Source organism: Pseudomonas sp. C32, from assembly GCF_030417915.1.
Classification (GTDB): domain Bacteria; phylum Pseudomonadota; class Gammaproteobacteria; order Pseudomonadales; family Pseudomonadaceae; genus Aquipseudomonas.
Genome location: NZ_JAUHUK010000016.1, coordinates 29,593 through 49,229, shown reverse-complemented (window position 1 = coordinate 49,229; position 19,637 = coordinate 29,593). Strand labels below are relative to the sequence as shown.

Here is a 19,637-nt window from a genome sequence, read left to right as displayed (position 1 = left end):
ACCGCGTCGTACGAATCGCCAGCAAGCCGACTCCTACAAAAGTCGTGACACATCTATACAATCGGTTTCTTTGTTAGCTGCCTAAGCAAGGATTCTGCATGCAAGCCGCCAACCCGCGTCGCGGGTACATTCTGGGCCTCAGTGCCTACATCATCTGGGGACTTTTCCCGCTCTACTTCAAAGCCATCGCCAGTGTGCCCGCCGTGGAGATCATCATTCACCGCGTGTTGTGGTCGGCGCTGTTCGGTGCCCTGTTGCTGATGGTCTGGAAGCATCCCGGCTGGTGGCGTGAACTGCGCGAGAATCCGCGCCGGCTGGCGATCCTGGCCCTCAGCGGCACCCTGATCGCGGCCAACTGGCTGACTTACGTGTGGTCGGTGAACAACGGCCGCATGCTGGAAGCCAGCCTCGGCTACTACATCAATCCGCTGGTGAACGTGTTGCTCGGCATGCTGATCCTCGGTGAACGGCTGCGGCGCATGCAGTGGGTTGCGGTGGGTCTGGCGGCGGTCGGCGTGGCGCAACAGGTGTGGCAGGTCGGCAGTCTGCCTTGGGTGTCGCTGGTGCTGGCACTGACCTTCGGTTTCTACGGGTTGATTCGCAAGCAGGCGCCGGTCAAGGCGTTGCCGGGGCTGGTGGTGGAAACCTGGATGCTAGTACCGATTGCCGTGGCCTGGTTGCTGTTCAATCCAACCGCCAGCAGTGCACAGGCCGAATTCTGGACCACGTCTGAAGCCTGGTGGCTGGTCGCCGCAGGACCGGTCACGCTGGTGCCGCTGGTCTGTTTCAACGCCGCTGCCCGGCATTTGCCCTACACCACACTGGGATTTCTCCAGTACCTGGCGCCGACGTTGGTACTGCTGCAAGCGGTGCTGCTGTTTGGCGAACAGCTGTCGTCCAGCACGCTGGTCGCGTTCATCTTTATCTGGGCCGGTCTGGCGGTATACAGCATCGATGCGTGGGTCAGTTTGCGCCGCCGCAGCTGATCAAAAAACATACAAACCTCTGCAGGCCTCGTCCCCCGTGGCCTGCATCGATCCTTCCCAAGGTTATCCACAGCGTGATCCCCGCCGATTGTGCGCAAGTCGCTGAAACTGCTGGTTTTTTGATCAGGCCCTGAAGAAGCCCGGCCAGCGTGGGCTGGCGGGCTGTCTCTACAGGTTATCCACAGGCAGGTGCACGATTAACTTGGATAACCTGATCAAGGCTCGCTGCGCAGTACCAGTTCGACCATCAGGTCGTCGGCCAGGGTTTCCAGGCGCGACTGCAGCACGTCCAGCGACAGCGTCAGCGGTACGGCAAGGATCGCTTCAGCGTGAAACAGCGGCTCGCTGCTCATTGGCGCCGGACGCACTTCCGTTGTCAGCTGTTCCAGGTTGACCCCCTGCTCGCTCAGCAACCGCGTGATGTCGCGCACGATTCCCGGACGATCATTGCCCACCAGTTCCATGGCGATCGGTTTCCAGGTGCACGATTGTTCGATGCCGCTTTCGGCGATCAGCACGCGAATGCCCAAGGTCGACAAACCTTGCAGGGCATCGACCAATTCATCGTAGGCCTCGGCCGGCACGCCGATCCGAAGAATCCCGGCGAACTGCCCGGCCATGCGCGACATGCGACTTTCCAGCCAATTGCCGCCGTGCTCGGCAATGCATTGGGCAATGCGCTCGACCTGCCCTGGCTTGTCCGGTGCGATTACGGTGAGTACGAGGTGGTCCATGGCGCAGCCCTCTGGTCATGACTTTTGTTATAGAAAACCAAGTATAGGCAAGGGTTGTTCCTGTGCTGAATGGGCTGACGCCATCGCTGGCAAGCCAGCTCCTACAAGGATTGCAAAAGGCCCTGTAGGAGCTGGCTTGCCAGCGATCCAGTCCACCGCCGATCTGCTGCGGAAAACAAATCGTGTACAACTTTTGATATTTAACTGGAACAATCCATTGGTTTTTTGAGAACATCACGCACCCCGCGATGACTGCAATGCGTCATGGGGTCGCAGAACGACGTAAATAGTCTAATTTTCACAACCGCAATTCATCATGTAGTATGCCGCAGCGCGCACTACATAACGTTGGATCGATGTCTGCCGCAGGCACGTTCGCGACCCTGAAAGCCCTGTCAGCAAGGCCCCAAGCCGTTGATTGGTCCCAACCCAGCCGCCCCTAAATGGCATGTACTGGTAGACGGGTTTGTGGTTTAAATGGCCCAAGGCTTCATTGTTAAATTGAAGAGCTGAAAAGCGAAATAGCTGAGCAGAGTGAGGCAAGCAATGACTGAACACGTTCAAGTCGGTGGCCTGCAGGTCGCCAAAGTCCTGTTCGACTTCGTGAACAACGAAGCCATTCCCGGAACCGGCCTCACCGCCGATCAGTTCTGGGCCGGTGCCGACAAGGTCATTCATGACCTTGCGCCGAAGAACAAAGCCCTACTCGCCAAACGCGATGATTTCCAGGCTCGTATCGATGGCTGGCACCAATCCCGTGCCGGTCAGGCGCATGACGCCGTGGCCTATAAAGCCTTCCTGCAAGACATCGGTTATCTGCTGCCAGAAGCGGCCGATTTCCAGGCAACGACGCAAAACGTCGATGACGAAATCGCCCGCATGGCCGGCCCGCAACTCGTGGTGCCGGTAATGAATGCCCGTTTTGCCCTCAATGCCTCGAACGCCCGCTGGGGTTCGCTGTATGACGCGCTCTACGGCACCGACGCTATCAGCGAAGCTGACGGCGCGGTAAAAGGCAAAGGCTACAACAAGGTTCGCGGCGACAAGGTTATCGCCTTCGCCCGCGCCTTCCTCGACGAAGCGGCGCCATTGGCAGCCGGTTCCCACGTCGATTCCACCGCTTACAAAATCATCGACGGCAAACTGGTGGTCGCCCTTAAGGGTGGCAGCAACACCGGCCTGCGCAACGACGCTCAGTTGATCGGTTTCCAGGGCGATGCTGCGGCACCGACCGCGATCCTGCTGAAAAACAACGGCCTGCACTTCGAAATCCAGGTCGACGCCAGCACCCCGGTCGGCCAGACCGACGCGGCCGGCGTCAAAGACATCCTGATGGAAGCCGCGCTGACCACCATCATGGACTGCGAAGACTCCGTCGCCGCCGTCGATGCCGATGACAAAGTGGTGATCTACCGCAACTGGCTCGGCCTGATGAAGGGCGACCTGTCGGAAGAAGTCGCCAAGGGCGGTCAGATCTTTACCCGCACCATGAACGCCGATCGCACCTACACCGGCGTCGATGGCAGCGAACTGAGCCTGCATGGCCGCTCGCTGTTGTTCGTGCGCAACGTCGGTCACCTGATGACCATCGACGCGATCCTCGACAAAGACGGCAACGAAGTGCCTGAAGGTATTCTCGATGGCCTGGTCACGTGCCTGGCATCGATGCACAACCTGAACGGCAACACCTCGCGCAAAAACACCCGCACCGGCTCCATCTACATTGTGAAGCCGAAGATGCACGGTCCTGAAGAAGCGGCGTTCACCAACGAGCTGTTCGGGCGCATCGAAGACGTGCTGGGCTTGCCGCGCAACACCCTCAAAGTCGGGATCATGGACGAGGAGCGTCGTACCACGATCAACCTCAAGGCCTGCATCAAGGCGGCGAGCGAGCGCGTGGTGTTCATCAACACCGGTTTCCTCGACCGCACGGGCGACGAAATCCACACCTCCATGGAAGCCGGCCCGATGGTTCGCAAGGCGGACATGAAGGCGGAAAAATGGATCGGCGCCTACGAGAACTCCAACGTCGATATCGGCTTGAGCACCGGCCTGCAAGGTCGCGCACAAATCGGTAAAGGCATGTGGGCCATGCCGGACCTGATGGCCGCGATGCTCGAACAGAAAATCGCCCACCCGATGGCCGGCGCCAACACCGCCTGGGTCCCGTCGCCAACCGCCGCTGCCCTGCACGCGCTGCACTACCACAAGGTTGACGTGTTCGCCCGTCAAGCCGAACTGGCCAAGCGTGCTCACGCCTCGGTGGACGACATCCTGACCATCCCGCTGGCAGTGAACCCGCAGTGGACCGCCGAGCAGATCCAGAACGAACTGGACAACAACAGCCAGGGCATTCTCGGTTATGTGGTGCGCTGGATCGACCAGGGCGTCGGCTGTTCGAAAGTGCCGGACATCAACGACGTCGGCCTGATGGAAGATCGTGCGACGCTGCGTATTTCCAGCCAGCACATCGCCAACTGGCTGCGTCACGGCATCGTCACCGAAGCGCAAGTGATGGAAAGCCTCAAGCGCATGGCGCCGGTGGTTGACCGTCAGAACGCCGGTGATGCGCTGTACCGTCCGCTGGCCCCCAACTTCGACAGCAACATCGCCTTCCAGGCGGCGGTCGAACTGGTGGTTGAAGGCACCAAGCAGCCGAACGGTTACACCGAGCCGGTCCTGCACCGTCGTCGTCGCGAGTTCAAGGCTGCCAACGGCCTGTAACCAAGCGATTGCGCCGGACATGAAAAAGCCCTGATCGAAAGATCAGGGCTTTTTTTTGGTTCACGCAAGCCCCCGGGAAAGACAGATAACGCATACCTGTAGGAGCTGGCTTGCCAGCGATGGTCGTTAACGATAACGCGTTTTTGAACCGGATAAACGCGGCGCACTTGAGTCCATCGCCGGCAAGCCGGCTCCTACAGGGAATGTGCGAGGCCGGCAGGTTTGAGCTAAGGCTTCATCCCCAGTTCACGCTTGACCAACCCAAGCAACTCGCCCGAATCAACCGGCTTGAGCAGGAAGTCCACCACGCTCAAGTGCATCGCGGCGATCGCGTCCTCCACATCGGCATCGCCCGAGACGATGATGATCGGCAACGCTGCCCGTACCGACTCGCGGACCTGACGGATCAGGTCAAGTCCATCGACGTGGCCCATTCGCAGGTCAGTGATCAGCAAACCAATGGTGGGTTTTTTGATCTCCGTTTCGGCCACCAGGATCCTGAGTGCAGCCTCACCACTGGCCGCCGTCACACAGCGAATACCGTCCAGTGCCAGAATCTCCGACAGTAACTCCCGGGCATCTTTATCGTCATCGACGATCAGCACCCGTTGCAGCGGCAGGTCAGGTTCCAGCATGACGGCACTCAATGCTTCCCGCTCGGCGTCACTCAAAATATCGTGGTCGGACATGGCGTTCTCTACATGTTCAGATCAATTCCCTAGCACAGTGGTCAGACATCGCTAAGCAGGCCTTAAATGTGCGCTTCGTCGGATATTTTTCCAATAGGGGGACAGAGAGGTTTTTCGTACAGTTGTGTAAGGTTCTTCCGACATTCCACCACAATGATTGCCTACCTAGACTTACGTCCAATGGGCACTCCGGCCGCAGGGGTCGACCATGTCTGAGACATCCGACCACAACAATTCAAACAACGACTGCGGTAATGGTTATGAGTAAAGCGGACGCCTTCACACAGGCAGGGAAAACCGCGGTGTTGCAGAACATCCAGGGTACGTTGCAATTTCTTCAGCGCTTCCCGCCTTTCAATCAGATGGAACAGGCCCACCTGGCGTTTCTGGTGGAGCAATGTCAGCTGCGTTTCTATGCCCCCGGCGAGAGCATCATCAAGCCCGCCGACGGTCCGGTTGAACACTTCTATATCGTCAAGCAAGGCCGGGTGGTGGGCGAACGTCCGCACACGGCCAAGGGTGGCACTGAAACGGTGTTCGAAATCACCACCGGCGAGTGCTTCCCTCTAGCGGCGTTGCTCGGTGAACGGGCGACTCGCACCGAGCACCTGGCCGGCGAAGACACGTTTTGCCTGCAACTGAACAAACCCGCGTTCATCCGCCTGTTTTCACTCTCGGACACCTTTCGCAACTTTGCCCTGCGTTGCGTTAGCAGTTTGCTGGACCAGGTCAATCAGCAGGTCCAGCAAAAAGCCGTGGAAACCCTCGGCACCCAGTATTCGCTCAACACCCGATTGGGCGAGCTGGCCATGCGTCATCCAGTGACTTGCAGCCCGCTCACGCCGCTGCGCGAGGCCGTGACGCTGATGCATGAACAGCAGGTCGGCAGCATCGTGGCCGTCGACGAACACAAAGCGCCCCTGGGGATTTTCACCCTGCGCGACCTGCGCCAGGCCGTGGCCAATGGCAGCAGTGACTTCAACGAAGCCATCGAGCGGTTCATGACCCCCGCGCCCTTTTACCTGTCGCCGGATCACAGCGCCTTCGATGCCGCGATTGCCATGACCGAGCGCCACATCGCCCACGTCTGCCTGGTCAAGGATCAGCGCCTGTGCGGCGTGGTGTCGGAGCGCGATCTGTTTTCCCTGCAACGGGTCGATCTCGTGCACCTGGCGCGGACCATCCGCAATGCGCCCCGGGTGGAAAACCTGGTGGCGATGCGTGGCGAAATCGGTCAACTGGTCGAGCGCATGCTGGCGCACGGTGCGTCTTCGACCCAGATCACGCACATCATCACTTTGCTCAACGATCACACCGTGTGCCGGGTGATCGAACTGACCCTCGCCGAGAAAGGCGACCCCGGCGTGCCGTTCAGTTGGCTGTGTTTTGGCAGCGAAGGCCGCCGCGAACAGACGCTGCACACCGACCAGGACAACGGCATTCTGTTCGAAGCCCGGGACGCGGCCCATGCGGCAGAGATTCGCGGCAAGTTGCTGCCCATCGCCCAGCAGATCAACCAGAGCCTGGCGCTGTGCGGTTTCACCCTGTGCAAGGGCAACATCATGGCCGGCAACCCCGAGCTGTGCCTGTCCCGTGCGGAATGGGCGCGACGCTTTTCGGCGTTTATCCGCGAGGCGACGCCGGAGAATCTGCTGGGCTCCAGCATCTATTTCGATTTGCGCGTGGTCTGGGGCAGCGAACAGAGTTGCGAACAGTTGCGGCGGGGCATTCTCGATCAGGTCGGCGACAACCGTTTGTTCCAGCGGATGATGGCCGAGAATGCGCTGCGCAATCGCCCGCCTGTAGGGCGTTTCCGTGATTTTGTGCTGGCGCGCAAAAATGGCGAGAAAGCCACGCTGGACCTGAAGACCCAGGGCCTGGCCCCTTTTGTCGACGGCGCCCGGGTACTGGCTCTCGCCCATGGCATCGAAGCGAACAACACGCTGGAGCGTTTTCGTCAGTTGATCGCCAACGAGGTAATCGACCCGCTGGATGGCGCGGCGTACGAAGAGGCTTATCACTTCATTCAGCAAACGCGCATGCAGCAACATCAACTACAGACCCGGGAGAATTTTCCCTACTCCAATCGGGTCGATCCTGACAGCCTCAATCATCTGGACCGACGCATCCTGCGTGAGTCCCTGCGTCAGGCCCAACGCCTGCAAAGCAGCCTGAGCCTGCGGTATCAGCTATGAGCCTGTTTGCATGGCTGCGCCCAACCAGCCCAACCCTGCCCGCCGAGGTGCAGCAACGGCTTGATCGCTTGCCCGATGCTACTGCCCTTGGCGAATGCAGCCTGCGTGAGCAACGCTGGGTCGTGCTCGACCTGGAAACCACCGGGCTCAACATGAACAAGGATCGGGTGCTGTCCATCGGTGCGGTGGTGATCGAGGACGGCGCGATTGATTTCAGTCAGCAGTTCGAGCGCACCTTGCAATGCGCTGAAGTCAAACTCGGCCCCAGCGTGCTGATCCATGGACTCGGCCCCAGTGCCATTGCGGCGGGAAGCGATCCGGCCGAGGCGTTGCTCGATCTGATGGAGTACATCGGTGACAGCCCCGTGCTGGCCTTTCATGCGCCGTTCGATCAACACATGCTCGGGCGCGCATTGAAAGATCATCTGGGCTACAAGTTGCAGCACCCGTTTCTGGATGTGGCGGATATGGCCCCGCTGCTGTGCCCTCAGGCACACATTCGCGAGGCCGGGCTGGACGACTGGATCGACTGGTTCAAGCTGGAAGTTTTCGAGCGCCACCACGCCAGTGCCGATGCGCTGGCCACTGCGGAACTGGCGCTGATCCTGTTCAGCCGGGCGCGGCAGCAGCAGATTCATAGCCCGTTGAACCTGCAACAGCGCTTGAGCCAATGGAAACGGCGGCAGCAGGCGCCGTCCTTTTAGACTCAGTTCGCATTAGCATTAACTGTGGCGAGGGGGCTTGCCCCCGCTCGACTGCGAAGCAGTCGTCAAACCAGTAGCTGCAAACTGGCAGGAGAAACGGAGAGGGTCGCTTCGCAACCCAACGGGGGCAAGCCCCCTCGCCACAGGTTGGTGCACTCCTAATAAGCCGCGCCAATCAGCCGACCAGTGCCAATTGCTTCCCGCCCCCGCCTCTGACACAATCGCGAACAATTCTCGTTAGTTAACACTTCCCAATCGGTGATGCTGCGTGTCGTCAGTCCCTAGCCCTCAAAGTGAGCTCGTCGGTGCGTTGTATCGCGACCATCGCAGTTGGCTACTGGCCTGGCTTCGGCGCAACGTCGCTTGCCCGCAACGGGCCGAAGACCTGAGCCAGGACACTTTCGTGCGTTTGTTGGGTCGTGAGGAACTGAAGGTGCCCCGCGAACCGCGCGCGTTCCTGGTGGCCATCGCCAAGGGGCTGCTGTTCGATTATTTCCGGCGCGCCGCGCTGGAACAGGCCTACCTCACCGAACTGATGCTGATCCCCGAAGCCGAACAGCCGTCGGTGGAAGAACAGCAGATGATCCTCGAAGACCTGAAAAACATCGACCGCCTGCTCGGCAAGCTCTCCAGCAAGGCGCGGGCGGCGTTTCTCTACAACCGTCTCGATGGCCTGGGCCATGCGGAAATTGCCGAGCGTTTGGGCGTGTCGGTGCCGCGGGTTCGTCAGTACCTGGCCCAAGGCATTCGCCAGTGCTACATCGCGCTGTACGGTGAGCCGACATGAGCCCGGTCAGTTCCAAACCGGTGTCGACGCAAGTACTGGACGCCGCGATTGCCTGGCAGTTGTCCCTGGACTCCGGCAACCCGGCGGAGCGCGAAGCGTTCACCCAATGGCACGCCGCCCACGAAGAACACGCCCGCGCCTGGTGCCAGTTGGGCATGCTCGACCAGCGCTTCAGCGTTGCCAGCGGCCCGGCCCGTACCGCCCTGCTGCAATCGCGCGAAGGCATTCGTCGGCGCGTGCGCAAACTCGGTAACGGATTGGCCAGTGTCGTCGCGGTGATCGGCCTGGCGTTGTTCGCTGGCGAACGGTATCTGCCGGTCGATTATTGGCTGGCCGACCAGCGCACCGCGACCGGCGAACAGCGCACCCTTCGCCTGGCCGACGGCACCGTGATCAACCTCAATACCCACAGCGCCGTGGACGTACGTTTCGATGAGAAGCAGCGCCTGATCGTCCTTCAGGAAGGCGAAATCCTTATCGAAACCGGTCATGGCGACCCCCGGCCCTTCATCGTCGAAACCCGCGAAGGCAGCATGCGCGCACTGGGTACGCGGTTCCTGGTCAAGCGTGAGGAAGAAGGCACGCGTCTAAGCGTGTTGCAGTCGGCGGTGGCGGCTCATCCGCAATCCAGTCCTGAAGAACAGATCCTGCGCGAGGGCCAGCAAGTGCTGATCCGCAGCAATGGCCTGGGGCCGATCCTGGCCGTCAACCTCGGCGCCGACGCCTGGACCCGCGGCATGCTGGTGGTGGACAACGCACGCCTGGAAGACCTGATTCATGAAATCGGCCGCTACCGACGAGGGTATCTGGGGGTTGCACCGGAAGTCGCTGACCTGCGGATTACCGGCAGTTTCCCGCTGCGCGATACCGACCTGGCGCTCAATGCACTGCTGCCGACCCTGCCGGTGAAAATCGAACAGCACACGCAATGGTGGGTGACGGTGGCGAAGGCCGACTCCAAACACTGAATCATCCCTCGCCACAAAAGGGCCGATAGATACAAACTCACTTCCTGAATCTAAATTATTTTCATCCAGCCCTATCACTTTTTGATTTTCGTTCGGCACTTAGGCAATTGAGAAGTATTCCCTTTCAGGAGCCGCTGTATGTCCCGCTCGCTAGACACCTTGTTGCGCCCCAGTTTGCTGGCGCTTGCCATTGCCTTTTGCACCCCTTTGGCCAGCAGCCAACTGATCGCCGCTGAACAGGCATCCAGCGTTCGTGCCTACAACTTGCCCGCCGCGCCACTGGCCAGCACCCTGAATCAGATTGCAAGCCAGGCCGGTCTGGCGCTGTCGTTGAATCCGTCGCTGGCGGCGGGCAAGACCTCGGCCCCGGTCAACGGCCAGTTCGACGCGGCGGGCGCCCTGCGCGAAGCCCTGCGTGGCACCGGTCTGCAACTGGAACAAAGCAGCGCCGGCACCTACAGCCTGGCGGCGGTACCCGAGGGCGTGATGGCGCTGCCGGCGACCAGCGTGATCGGCGTGGAAGACGCTGAAAGCGCTTGGGGCCCGGTGCAAGGCTATCTGGCCAAGCGCACCGCTGCCGGGACCAAGACCGATACCGCACTGGCCGAAGCGCCGCGTTCAATCTCGGTCGCCACCCGCGAACAGATGCAAGACCGTGCCGTACAGAATCTGGATGACGCCGTGCGTTACATGCCCGGCGTCATTGCCAGCAGCTACGGCAGCGATAGCCGCGCCGAATGGCTGAAGGTGCGTGGCTTTGAGCCTACCCAGTTCCTCGATGGTTTGCCGCTGCCAAAGGGCACTTACACCATGCCGAAAATGGAAACCTGGGACCTTGAGCGCGTCGCCCTGCTGCGTGGCCCAGCGTCCTCGCAGTACGGCCAGACGCCGCCTGGTGGCTTGATCGACATGGTCAGCCGTCGCCCTGATGCCTTGGCCAGCAACGAAGTGCAACTGCAGGTCGGCAGCTACGAGCGCAAGCAGGTCAGCTTTGACAGCACCGGCCCGGTCGATGACGAAGGGCGTTTTTTGTACCGTGTCAGCGGTGTGGTTCGCGATAGCAACACCTCCATCGAACACATCGACGACAAGCGCTACAACATCGCGCCCAGCCTGACCTGGAACATCGATCCCGATACCACGCTGACATTCCTCAGCCAGTACAACCGTGACGATACGGGCTCCACCAGCCAGTTCCTTCCGTTGCAAGGCACCAAACTGTCCTCGCCTGCCGGTGAAGTGAAGTACCACAAGAACCTCGGCGATCCGGAATGGGAGTTCTACGACAAGACCTATTACGCGTTGGGCTATGCCTTTGAGCATCGGATGAACGACGTCTGGCAGTTCCGTCAGAACCTGCGCTACACCAAGAGCGATCTGTCCTTCCAGAGCATCACCTCGGGCGGCTACTACGGCTCGGTCAGCGATGACGGCACCGTGGCCCGTGGTGCCAACGTCGTCGACGAAGACCTCAGCCAATTCGCGGTGGATAACAATTTCCAGGCTGATTTCGACACCGGTGTCATCAAGCACACCGTGCTGCTGGGGCTGGACCACCAACGCGTCAACACCAACTACAAATGGCTGTACGGCAACGCGCCACCCAGTAACATCACCCACCCGATCTACGGTCAGGACTTCAGCAACGTCAAATACACCGCTTACAACGATTACAACCAGAAGACCCATGACACCGGCCTGTACGCTCAAGACCAGATGGCCCTCGATAACTGGCGCCTGACCCTGGGCGGTCGTCAGGACTGGCTGCATACGGATTCGACGTTCTACAACATGAACGACGCCAAGGACACCCGCAACGACAGCAACTTCAGCGGCAACGCGGCCATCAGCTATGTGTTCGATTCTGGCTTCACCCCTTACATCTCGTACGCCGAATCCTTCCAGGCGGAAGCCGGTGGCGCTAATGGCGAGGCGTTCAGCCCTGGAACCGGCAAGCAATACGAAGTGGGTATCAAGTACCAGCCGCCAGGCACCGACATGCTGTTCACGGCAGCCGCCTATGACCTGACCCGCAAGGACATCGTACTCAGTGACACCCTGGGCGTGTCTCGTCCATTGGGTGAGGCCAAAGTGCGTGGCTTCGAGCTGGAAGCGACCGGGAACGTCAACGAGAACCTGAAGCTGACCGCTTCGTACACCTACGCCAACAGCAAGATGACCAAAGTCACCGATCCGCTGGACAAAAACCGTCCGCTGCCACTGACCCCGGAAAACCAGGCCGCTGCCTGGGCTGACTACACCTGGCACACAGGTGTTCTGGATGGCTTCGGTATCGGCTTTGGTGTGCGATATGTCGGCGAAACCGACAACATCGCGATCGGCAGCATGGCCTACGTGCGCGATCCATCAGATGGCCATAGCGATTCCTATACCGTCTATGATGCGGCCGTCCATTACGACCTCGGTCGCCTGGACAATGTGCTCAAGGGCGTCAGTGTCAGCGTCAATGCCAACAACGTATTCGACAAGGAATACATTTCGACCTGTGACGGCTTCTACTGCTATTACGGCGACCGTCGCAACGTCATGGCCAGCATCGGCTACAAGTGGTAACCGCTTGACCTGACGCACCCAATGACCAGGCCGTCCTTCGTGGACGGCTTTGGTTTTTCTGAAGGCTTTGAAATGAAAAGTAAAACAATTCGCCGCTGGTCCGCTGTCCACACCTGGACCAGCCTGATCTGTACCGTGTTTCTGCTGATGCTGGCATTGACCGGCCTGCCGTTGATCTTCCACCACGAGATCGACCATTTGCTGGGCGATGCCGCCGAGTTGAAAGTCATGCCGGCAGACACCCCGCAGTTGAACCTGCAGCAATTGGTGCAGGCTGCGGAAAAGCATCGTCCTGGCGAAGTCGTGCAGTACTTCGGTTATGAAAAGGACGAACCCAACGCCGCCATCGCAATCATGGCACCCACCGCGGGTACCGAACCGAATTCGTCCCACACCTTCATGCTCGACGCCCGTACCGGCGAAGCGCTGGAGATGCCCTCGGCCAACGGCGGCTTCATGATGGTGATGCTGCGTCTGCACGTGGACATGTTCGCCGGATTGCCGGGCAAGTTGCTGCTGGCGTTCATGGGGATTCTGTTCGTCGTCGCGATTGTCTCCGGCACCGTGCTGTACCTGCCGTTCATGCGCCGCTTGAAATTCGCCACCGTGCGGCAGGACAAATCCACCCGCCTGCGCTGGCTCGATCTGCACAACCTGATCGGTGTCGTGACGCTGACGTGGGCGCTGGTGGTCGGCGTGACCGGTGTCGTCAGTGCCTGCGCGGACTTGCTGATTGCCGCATGGCGCAACGACACACTGACCGCGATGATCGCGCCCTATCGCGATGCACCGCCGCTTACACAACTGGCGCCCGCCACCCGTTTGCTGGACATCGCCAGGGAAGTCGCACCGGGCATGCAACCGGACTTCATCGCCTTCCCCGGCACGCGTTTTTCCAGCGAGCACCATTACGCGGTGTTCATGAAGGGCAGCACGCACCTGACCTCGCACCTGCTGACGCCGGTACTGATCGATGCCAGCACCCTGCAAGTCACCGCGGTGGTCGAGCGCCCGTGGTACATGGACGTGATGGGCATGTCGCAGCCGTTGCACTTCGGTGACTACGGCGGCATGCCAATGCAGATACTCTGGGCGACCCTCGATGTGCTGACCATCATCGTGCTCGGCAGCGGGGTTTACCTGTGGGTGGTGCGCCGCAGGGCCACGAAACCGGTGCTGGAAAAAGCGGAGAGCGTGGCATGAAGCGCCGGCAGTCAAATTTCTGGAAGGTCTTCGCCACCCCGACTGTCATCGCCCTGTTCAGCGCCGCGGGGTTGTTTGCCGCATTGTTGGGCGATGGTGTGTGGGATGCGCTGAGCTGGGTGGGGCTGGGCATCCCGGCCATCCTGGGCCTGCGCGGCCTCCTGCAACGCCGCTGATTTTTTGTAGGAGTGAGCTTGCTCGCGATGAGGCCCTGTCAGTCACCATCGTCGTTGACGGATACACCGCAATCGCGAGCAGGCTCGCTCCTACAGGAACGCGCTATGCTGCCCGACACTGCCCACCGATCGAGACGCTGCCATGTCCGCCCCGAGCATGACCCTGTACCACAACCCCCTTTCCCCCTTCGTCCGCAAAGTCATGGTGATGCTGCACGAGACCGGTCAACAGGACCGCGTGGCGTTGCAGAACTGCGTGCTCACGCCGGTCGATCCGGACCTGACGCTGATCAATGACAACCCGCTGAGCAAAATCCCCGCGCTGCGTCTGGCCGATGGCAACATCATTCACGACAGCCGGGTGATCCTCGATTACCTCGACCATCAGCACGTCGGCAACCCGCTGATCCCCCGCGAAGGTTCGGCCCGCTGGCGCCGTCTTACCCTGGCCTCCCTGGCCGACGGGATCATGGATGCCGCCGTGCTGGTGCGCTACGAAGTCGTCCTGCGCGCCCCCGAAAAACAGTGGGACGCGTACCTCGACGGCCAACGCGACAAAATCCGCCGCGCCCTGGCGTTGCTGGAAAAAGACGCGATTGCCGAGCTGACCAGCCACTTCGACGTGGCCGCCATCAGCGTGGCGTGTGCCCTGGGTTACGTGGACCTGCGCCATCCGGATCTGGACTGGCGCACGGCGAATCCGCAGCTGGCGGCCTGGTATTTCGAGGTCAGTCAGCGGCCATCGATGATCGCGACGATCCCGAAGGTTTGAAGCGACCCTAGCAGTTCTGATAGTAGGCAAGCGCTGAAAAAGCTCCGATGCTCAAGGTCCTGCCATCCGGACCTTGAACGGAGTTCAGCCGATGTCCAACTCACCTCTCGAAACCGTGTTGTGCCGCTATCTCTACGATCCACTGGATCGCCAGACGGACTGCACGTTACCTCAGCTGCCCGCCATCCAGCGGTTCAACTGCAAAGATCAACTCACCACTGAAATCCAGGGCAACGCCCGGCGGAGCATCTTGCAGTGCGATAACCAGTTACTCGCGCAGCTAAATGACCTCGACGCCGAGCGCAGCACTACGTTGCTGGCAACCGACCAACAACGCTCGGTACTCAACGCCCTTGATGCCAACCAGCCTAATCCTCTTGCCTACTCACCCTATGGCCATCGCCCGGCGCTAAACGGGTTGCTCAGCCTGCTCGGGTTCAACGGCGAACGGCCGGATCCGGTGACCGGGCATTATCATTTGGGTAATGGCTATCGACAGTTCAATCCGGTGTTGATGCGGTTTAACAGTCCGGATAGTTGGAGTCCGTTTGGGGAGGGTGGGGTTAATGCTTATGCGTATTGTGAGGGAGATCCAAGAAACCGTAACGATGCGACTGGACACTTCCCCAATCCGCTCAAGGGAATACTAAACATTTTTGGTCGCACTCCTCGCAAGACTAACATCAAGATAGAATTACTTACCAAGAAAATCGAGCAAGCAAAAAAAGACGCAATATATCTAAAAAAAACCTCTGCAGAGATTCAAAGCGATATAGACATATTAAAGCCTGAACTCGACAAGCTTACCAAATCTTTTCGTGACAGAGAGAACTTCAAACCTGGCGTCCTCCCAACGTACGAAGCAACCTCACCACCAGGATATGATTACGCGGTGATCAAAGAAGCCTTGAAAAATTCAAGTGATCTTCTTCACCGTTCGAAAACAAACATAGACCTCACTAAACAAGAGATCGACACCTACATCGCCACCATAAATAAACTAAAAAAAATTAAACCCCAACCTTCAACTAAACAATCAAACATCCGGACTGACAAATAAGAAATCCGGCAAAATCGACCAACAGCGAGATCATCACTACACTATGTTCGCCTTGTATCTTTCGCAACCGTAGTTTCCGGTCAATATTTCTTACGCTCGCTCAAACTACCATATTTGAGCGAGCCTATTCGCGAAAGCGACACTAACGACAACCAACTCATCGAATCAGTCCCGCGTTTGCTTCATCCCCAAGCAATCAATCGACCGTAAGCGCTCCATAAACCCCACCGACTTCAAGATCGGTAACGCGCCTAGCTAGGCGATGCCGGCGAGCAGTTCCACGGCAACAGCGCTTCGTAATCTTCAACCGAGGTCGCCAGTGGTAGTCGTTCTAATGTGTGGCGCAGCCACGCATAGGGCTCTTGGTCGTTGGCTTTGGCAGTCTCGACCAGGCTGTAAAGTTGAGCGCTGGCCGTCGCGCCTTTGGGTGTGTCGCTAAACAACCAGTTCTTTCTTCCGATGACGAAGGGCCTGATCGCACGCTCGGCGGGGTTGTTGTCGATCGGCAAATAGCCTTCCTCGGCGTACCGCTCCAGTTTGTTCCAGTTACTCGCCAGATAGCCGATGGCCTTGCCCAAGGCGTTCTGAGACGTAACTTGTGGCTGCGTCTTTTCCATCCAGCTTTTTAACTGAGCCAGCACTGGCAGGCTTCGATCATGACGGCCGGTTTTACGATCGTCGTCGCACGCATCCTTCAGATCACGCTCTACGCCATAGAGTTTGTTGATCAGGTTCAGTGCGATATCAGCGCGTCCCGTCTTGCCTTTCGGCTGCACTTTTTGCGCCTCAATAAACTTGCGCCTTGCGTGCGCCCAGCAGCCCAAACGCTCGACTCCGGCCTGCGCGCCCAACGCGTTATAACCGGCGTAATCATCGGTCATCACATAGCCACGATAGCCATCGAGCAGGCGTGTCGGCACCTCCTGCGCACGGCTGGTGGCGTAGTCAAAAAGGATCACTGGTTTATCTGGCGGGCCGCCGGTTTGCACCCACATCCAGGACTGGCTGCTTGGGTCTCGGTCAGGCTCTTTCAACACCTGTACCCGTGTTTCATCGCAGTGGATAACACGGCTGCCCAGTAGGCTCTCGCGCATTAAATTCAGCAGCGGTTGGAAGTGTTCACCGCACTGGATAACCCAGCGTGCCAACGTCTGGCGCGGGATATCGACGCCATGGCGGCCCAAGACTTTTTCGAAACGGTGAAGCGGTAGTCCATCGACGTACTTGGTGGTCAGCAGCATCGCCAGAACACTTGGGCTGGCCATGCTTTTTTCAATCAGTTGAGCCGGCTTGTCAGCAGTGACCGGCGCCATCTCGCAGTCGCGGCAACCGTAAACTTTCCGAACGTGTCTGATCACACGGATCTGCATCGGCACGATTTCAAGCTGCTCGCTGACTTCTTCGCCAATCGTGTGTTTGCGGCAGCCGCAGACGCACGTCAGTTCATGTTCGGGAAGTTCGTGGATGATCTCGATGCGCGGGAGATCGGCGGGCAGAGGCTTGCGTTTGCCGCGGCGCTTGGTCGGGGCAACGACCTCTTCATCTGAGATTTCGTCCACAGGCTCAACGACGCTTTCTACTTCATTGAAGAGGGCCAGTTGCGGCGTTTCCGCATCAGCTGTTTGCTCGGACTTACGTCCGAACAGACGCTGAAGCAGGAGGGCATTCTGTTCTTCTAGCCGAACAATTTTTCCCTTATCCAACTGACGCTCGTCAAGCATCTGCCCAAGCATTTTCTTGAGCAGAACGGGATCATCTGGAAGATTTTCGGGCAAGGAATTCATGCCCTGGATTATACCGAATCAGGCTACGAATCGCGGCGTCAAAACTTGATGAGGACGGTTGCGCCAGAGGTCAAAGCCATCGAGCATCCAGTTGAGTTCCTGGACGGTCAGAACGATCGCCTCGTCGGTGGCGTCAGGCGATGTTTTGAATCGTTCGGACTCGAGGCGCTTGAGCCAAAGGCAGAAGCCGTTGCGCTCCCAATAGAGGATCTTTACTCGGTTACGGTGGCGATTCAGAAATACGAAAAGCACCGGGTCGAATACGGCGACTTTAATATCCAGCTCGACCAGCGCCGCCAAGCCGTCGATGGATTTTCGGAAGTCGACCGGCTTTGGGTACAGATACACTTTTTCGACTTTGGCATCGGGTCGCATCATGGCGAGCTGGCTCCTGAAGGAATCGGGAGCACAGCATCCGGGATCAGCTAAGCGCTTTGAATGTGGGGTTTATGGAGCGCTTACAATCGACCGATCAACCATGGCCTTGGCGATTTCCAGCAAATGCCAGATAGAAAACACCATGGCCCTGTCTGCGCCTTTGAGGTGGTCGCCGCATTGATAGGCCGTGACCGAGGCGCAGCGCAGGAGGTCGGCGACGTAGAGTTGGGTGTCTTCGAAGCTCACGTCATTGCTGACGTTGTAGAACCGGAGTTCATCGGGTGCCGAGGGTTGTTCGCCGGTCAGGTAGAAATCGATTGCCCGGTAGAGTGCGGAGCGGTCTCTGCACAGTTCGTCGTTTTCGGTTGAATGGGAAGGTGGATCGGGGACTGGCCGTTTCATCGGTGTTTCTCCTATTGCTGCGTAGGAGCCGACACTTCTCGCCTACTAAACGATAGGTGGCAGCTGTGCGCAGGTTAGTAGGCCGGTCAATAGGAAACCCGGTGCACCCGAAGATGCCCCACGCACAGCCGCCATATTCAGTACCGGCAAAGTTGCCGGGCATGAGCATGAAACGTTATGCGCCTATTGATGCGGGCTACTAAACCCGATCACTGATGAGCAGTGACGGACGAAGACTAGGCACGCAAATCTGTCGGCGCAAGCGTGCGGAATAATCTAGGAAGCGTCCTGCAAAAGGAAGGGATTGGCTCTGTAGGAGGCGAGTTTTTTCTGTGGGAAAACTTACTTTCGACGAGCGAGGTTACCTGTGCGGCCCCTCCACTTCAGCCGTGAACTGAGGGCCGCAGTCCTATCAGATCTGCTAGTAGGCAACCGCTGAAAAAACTCCGATGCTCAAGGTCCTGCCATCCGGACCTTGAACGGAGTTCAGCTCATGCCCAGTTCACCCAGTAAAATCGTTTTGTGCCGCTATCACTACGATCCGCTGGATCGTCAGAATGGCTGCTCGGTGCATCAACAGCCCGCAATTCAGCGCTTTAACTGCAAAGACCGACTGGCCACCGAGATTCAGGGCGCCGCCCGGTGGAGTTTTTTTCAGCATGATGAGCAGTTGCTGGCGCAGCTGAATCAGCTCTATGCCAGGGTGACCAGCACACTGCTGGCAACCGACCAACAACGCTCGGTACTCAACGCCCTCGACGCCAATCAACCCAATCCCCTCGCCTACACACCCTACGGCCATCGCCCAGCGCTAAACGGTTTGCTCAGCCTGCTCGGCTTCAACGGCGAACGGCCGGACCCGGTGACGGGGCATTATCATTTGGGCAATGGGTATCGGCAGTTCAATCCGGTGTTGATGCGGTTTAATAGTCCGGATAGTTGGAGTCCGTTTGGGAGGGGCGGGGTTAATGCTTATGCGTATTGTGGCGCAGACCCAATGAATGGAATGGACCCTACTGGCCATTTTAAGATTTCGAACTTAATTGAAATGCTGAAAAAAGCAGCAAAAAACCATCACTCAGGGCCGAAGAAAATATCAAAATTTACCGAGCCTGCTATCCGTGATACCGCTGGAATATTAGGCGGGAAAAATAAAATTATTGAGTTGGCTAAAGAAGCAAAAATGGAACCAGAAGCTTTTTTGCTTAGAAAAACGGTTGAAGCACGATTAGCTGAAACTACAAAAATTCTCGAAACCAAGCCAAACTCACCACAAAGAAGCATAGAAAAACTAGAAGCAATCCAAAAAAACCTAAAGGAAACCAACGATGTCTTTTTTGATTTATTGGTAGGAACAAGAGAAGACGGACTTAGGCCAACAGATATGAATAAAATACAGAAAAATCATCAAATGATGCTCGGTGGCATTAATTCGGATTTGAAACAGGCGAGAGCAAATATCCGTCAGCCTTGATCGGACATTGCCTCACAACCAGAAGCT

Annotated in this window: 17 protein-coding genes; 12 read left to right on the top strand and 5 right to left on the bottom strand. The window is 58.4% G+C overall.

What is annotated here, in order from left to right; all coding sequences use genetic code 11:
- Positions 1-98: 98 nt before the first annotated feature.
- Positions 99-986, top strand: coding sequence for an EamA family transporter RarD (gene rarD, locus QYH43_RS18760; protein ID WP_095060394.1), 888 nt, complete (start codon positions 99-101; stop codon positions 984-986).
- A 215-nt stretch (positions 987-1,201) separates the two neighbouring features.
- On the opposite strand, the gene QYH43_RS18755 is transcribed toward rarD, so the two are convergent.
- Positions 1,202-1,720 (bottom strand): glycine cleavage system protein R, encoded by a 519-nt coding sequence (locus QYH43_RS18755; RefSeq protein ID WP_095060396.1) that lies wholly within the window; start codon positions 1,718-1,720, stop codon positions 1,202-1,204.
- Between the two features lie 546 nt (positions 1,721-2,266).
- Here QYH43_RS18755 and QYH43_RS18750 point away from each other — a divergent pair.
- Positions 2,267-4,444: a malate synthase G gene (locus tag QYH43_RS18750; RefSeq protein ID WP_301157780.1), complete on the top strand. Its 2,178-nt coding sequence runs from the start codon at positions 2,267-2,269 to the stop codon at positions 4,442-4,444.
- 227 nt (positions 4,445-4,671) lie between these two features.
- Here QYH43_RS18750 and QYH43_RS18745 read toward each other — a convergent pair whose 3' ends face one another.
- Positions 4,672-5,133 (bottom strand): response regulator, encoded by a 462-nt coding sequence (locus QYH43_RS18745; protein ID WP_301157779.1) that lies wholly within the window; start codon positions 5,131-5,133, stop codon positions 4,672-4,674.
- Between the two features lie 254 nt (positions 5,134-5,387).
- Here QYH43_RS18745 and QYH43_RS18740 point away from each other — a divergent pair, with 254 nt between their 5' ends.
- The 9 genes from QYH43_RS18740 to QYH43_RS18700 all read left to right on the top strand — a co-directional run bounded on the left by QYH43_RS18740 (position 5,388) and on the right by QYH43_RS18700 (position 15,572).
- Complete coding sequence (locus QYH43_RS18740; protein ID WP_301157778.1) at positions 5,388-7,328, top strand: putative nucleotidyltransferase substrate binding domain-containing protein; 1,941 nt, start codon at positions 5,388-5,390, stop codon at positions 7,326-7,328.
- On the top strand, positions 7,325-8,032 hold the full coding sequence (locus tag QYH43_RS18735) for a PolC-type DNA polymerase III (protein WP_095057501.1): 708 nt from the start codon (positions 7,325-7,327) through the stop codon (positions 8,030-8,032). Before QYH43_RS18740 ends, QYH43_RS18735 begins: the two co-directional genes overlap by 4 nt.
- Positions 8,033-8,300: 268 nt before the next feature.
- The gene (locus tag QYH43_RS18730) at positions 8,301-8,819 is read left to right on the top strand and encodes an RNA polymerase sigma factor (RefSeq protein WP_301157777.1); all 519 of its coding nucleotides are present in this window, start codon (positions 8,301-8,303) and stop codon (positions 8,817-8,819) included.
- Positions 8,816-9,787, top strand: a complete 972-nt coding sequence (locus tag QYH43_RS18725; protein WP_301157776.1) for a FecR domain-containing protein — start codon at positions 8,816-8,818, stop codon at positions 9,785-9,787. Before QYH43_RS18730 ends, QYH43_RS18725 begins: the two co-directional genes overlap by 4 nt.
- Before the next feature lie 138 nt (positions 9,788-9,925).
- Positions 9,926-12,361 (top strand): TonB-dependent siderophore receptor, encoded by a 2,436-nt coding sequence (locus QYH43_RS18720; protein ID WP_301157775.1) that lies wholly within the window; start codon positions 9,926-9,928, stop codon positions 12,359-12,361.
- A gap of 72 nt (positions 12,362-12,433) precedes the next feature.
- Complete coding sequence (locus QYH43_RS18715; protein WP_301157774.1) at positions 12,434-13,564, top strand: PepSY domain-containing protein; 1,131 nt, start codon at positions 12,434-12,436, stop codon at positions 13,562-13,564.
- Complete coding sequence (locus tag QYH43_RS18710) at positions 13,561-13,740, top strand: hypothetical protein (RefSeq protein ID WP_095057497.1); 180 nt, start codon at positions 13,561-13,563, stop codon at positions 13,738-13,740. The genes QYH43_RS18715 and QYH43_RS18710 overlap by 4 nt, the downstream gene beginning before the upstream one ends.
- A 142-nt stretch (positions 13,741-13,882) precedes the next feature.
- Positions 13,883-14,512 (top strand): glutathione S-transferase, encoded by a 630-nt coding sequence (locus QYH43_RS18705; RefSeq protein ID WP_301157773.1) that lies wholly within the window; start codon positions 13,883-13,885, stop codon positions 14,510-14,512.
- Positions 14,513-14,603: 91 nt separating this feature from the next.
- Entirely contained in the window at positions 14,604-15,572 is a 969-nt protein-coding gene (locus QYH43_RS18700; protein WP_301157772.1) for an RHS repeat-associated core domain-containing protein, read from the top strand.
- A 251-nt stretch (positions 15,573-15,823) separates the two neighbouring features.
- Here the strand turns inward: QYH43_RS18700 and QYH43_RS18695 are convergent, their stop codons facing one another.
- The 3 genes from QYH43_RS18695 to QYH43_RS18685 all read right to left on the bottom strand — a co-directional run bounded on the left by QYH43_RS18695 (position 15,824) and on the right by QYH43_RS18685 (position 18,136).
- Positions 15,824-17,356 (bottom strand): IS66 family transposase, encoded by a 1,533-nt coding sequence (locus QYH43_RS18695; RefSeq protein ID WP_095057654.1) that lies wholly within the window; start codon positions 17,354-17,356, stop codon positions 15,824-15,826.
- 18 nt (positions 17,357-17,374) lie between these two features.
- Positions 17,375-17,734 carry an IS66 family insertion sequence element accessory protein TnpB gene (gene tnpB, locus QYH43_RS18690; protein WP_007943645.1) on the bottom strand — a complete coding sequence of 120 codons (360 nt, stop codon included), beginning with the start codon at positions 17,732-17,734 and terminating at the stop codon, positions 17,375-17,377.
- A gap of 69 nt (positions 17,735-17,803) precedes the next feature.
- Positions 17,804-18,136, bottom strand: a complete 333-nt coding sequence (locus QYH43_RS18685; RefSeq protein WP_301157771.1) for a hypothetical protein — start codon at positions 18,134-18,136, stop codon at positions 17,804-17,806.
- A gap of 493 nt (positions 18,137-18,629) precedes the next feature.
- Between QYH43_RS18685 and QYH43_RS18680 the strand changes: the two genes are divergently transcribed.
- The gene (locus QYH43_RS18680; protein ID WP_301157770.1) at positions 18,630-19,610 is read left to right on the top strand and encodes an RHS repeat-associated core domain-containing protein; all 981 of its coding nucleotides are present in this window, start codon (positions 18,630-18,632) and stop codon (positions 19,608-19,610) included.
- The last annotated feature ends 27 nt before the right edge of the window (positions 19,611-19,637 follow it).

What these genes read in the sequence shown, in the direction of transcription:
- QYH43_RS18750 (WP_301157780.1), top strand. Translation starts at nt 2,267, where the DNA reads ATGACTGAACACGTTCAAGTCGGTGGCCTGCAGGTCGCCAAAGTCCTG.
- rarD (WP_095060394.1), top strand. Translation starts at nt 99, where the DNA reads ATGCAAGCCGCCAACCCGCGTCGCGGGTACATTCTGGGCCTCAGTGCC.
- QYH43_RS18700 (WP_301157772.1), top strand. Translation starts at nt 14,604, where the DNA reads ATGTCCAACTCACCTCTCGAAACCGTGTTGTGCCGCTATCTCTACGAT.
- QYH43_RS18735 (WP_095057501.1), top strand. Translation starts at nt 7,325, where the DNA reads ATGAGCCTGTTTGCATGGCTGCGCCCAACCAGCCCAACCCTGCCCGCC.
- tnpB (WP_007943645.1), bottom strand. Translation starts at nt 17,734, where the DNA reads ATGATGCGACCCGATGCCAAAGTCGAAAAAGTGTATCTGTACCCAAAG.
- QYH43_RS18740 (WP_301157778.1), top strand. Translation starts at nt 5,388, where the DNA reads ATGGTTATGAGTAAAGCGGACGCCTTCACACAGGCAGGGAAAACCGCG.
- QYH43_RS18715 (WP_301157774.1), top strand. Translation starts at nt 12,434, where the DNA reads ATGAAAAGTAAAACAATTCGCCGCTGGTCCGCTGTCCACACCTGGACC.
- QYH43_RS18685 (WP_301157771.1), bottom strand. Translation starts at nt 18,136, where the DNA reads ATGAAACGGCCAGTCCCCGATCCACCTTCCCATTCAACCGAAAACGAC.
- QYH43_RS18695 (WP_095057654.1), bottom strand. Translation starts at nt 17,356, where the DNA reads ATGAATTCCTTGCCCGAAAATCTTCCAGATGATCCCGTTCTGCTCAAG.
- QYH43_RS18720 (WP_301157775.1), top strand. Translation starts at nt 9,926, where the DNA reads ATGTCCCGCTCGCTAGACACCTTGTTGCGCCCCAGTTTGCTGGCGCTT.
- QYH43_RS18680 (WP_301157770.1), top strand. Translation starts at nt 18,630, where the DNA reads ATGCCCAGTTCACCCAGTAAAATCGTTTTGTGCCGCTATCACTACGAT.
- QYH43_RS18755 (WP_095060396.1), bottom strand. Translation starts at nt 1,720, where the DNA reads ATGGACCACCTCGTACTCACCGTAATCGCACCGGACAAGCCAGGGCAG.
- QYH43_RS18745 (WP_301157779.1), bottom strand. Translation starts at nt 5,133, where the DNA reads ATGTCCGACCACGATATTTTGAGTGACGCCGAGCGGGAAGCATTGAGT.
- QYH43_RS18705 (WP_301157773.1), top strand. Translation starts at nt 13,883, where the DNA reads ATGTCCGCCCCGAGCATGACCCTGTACCACAACCCCCTTTCCCCCTTC.
- QYH43_RS18710 (WP_095057497.1), top strand. Translation starts at nt 13,561, where the DNA reads ATGAAGCGCCGGCAGTCAAATTTCTGGAAGGTCTTCGCCACCCCGACT.
- QYH43_RS18725 (WP_301157776.1), top strand. Translation starts at nt 8,816, where the DNA reads ATGAGCCCGGTCAGTTCCAAACCGGTGTCGACGCAAGTACTGGACGCC.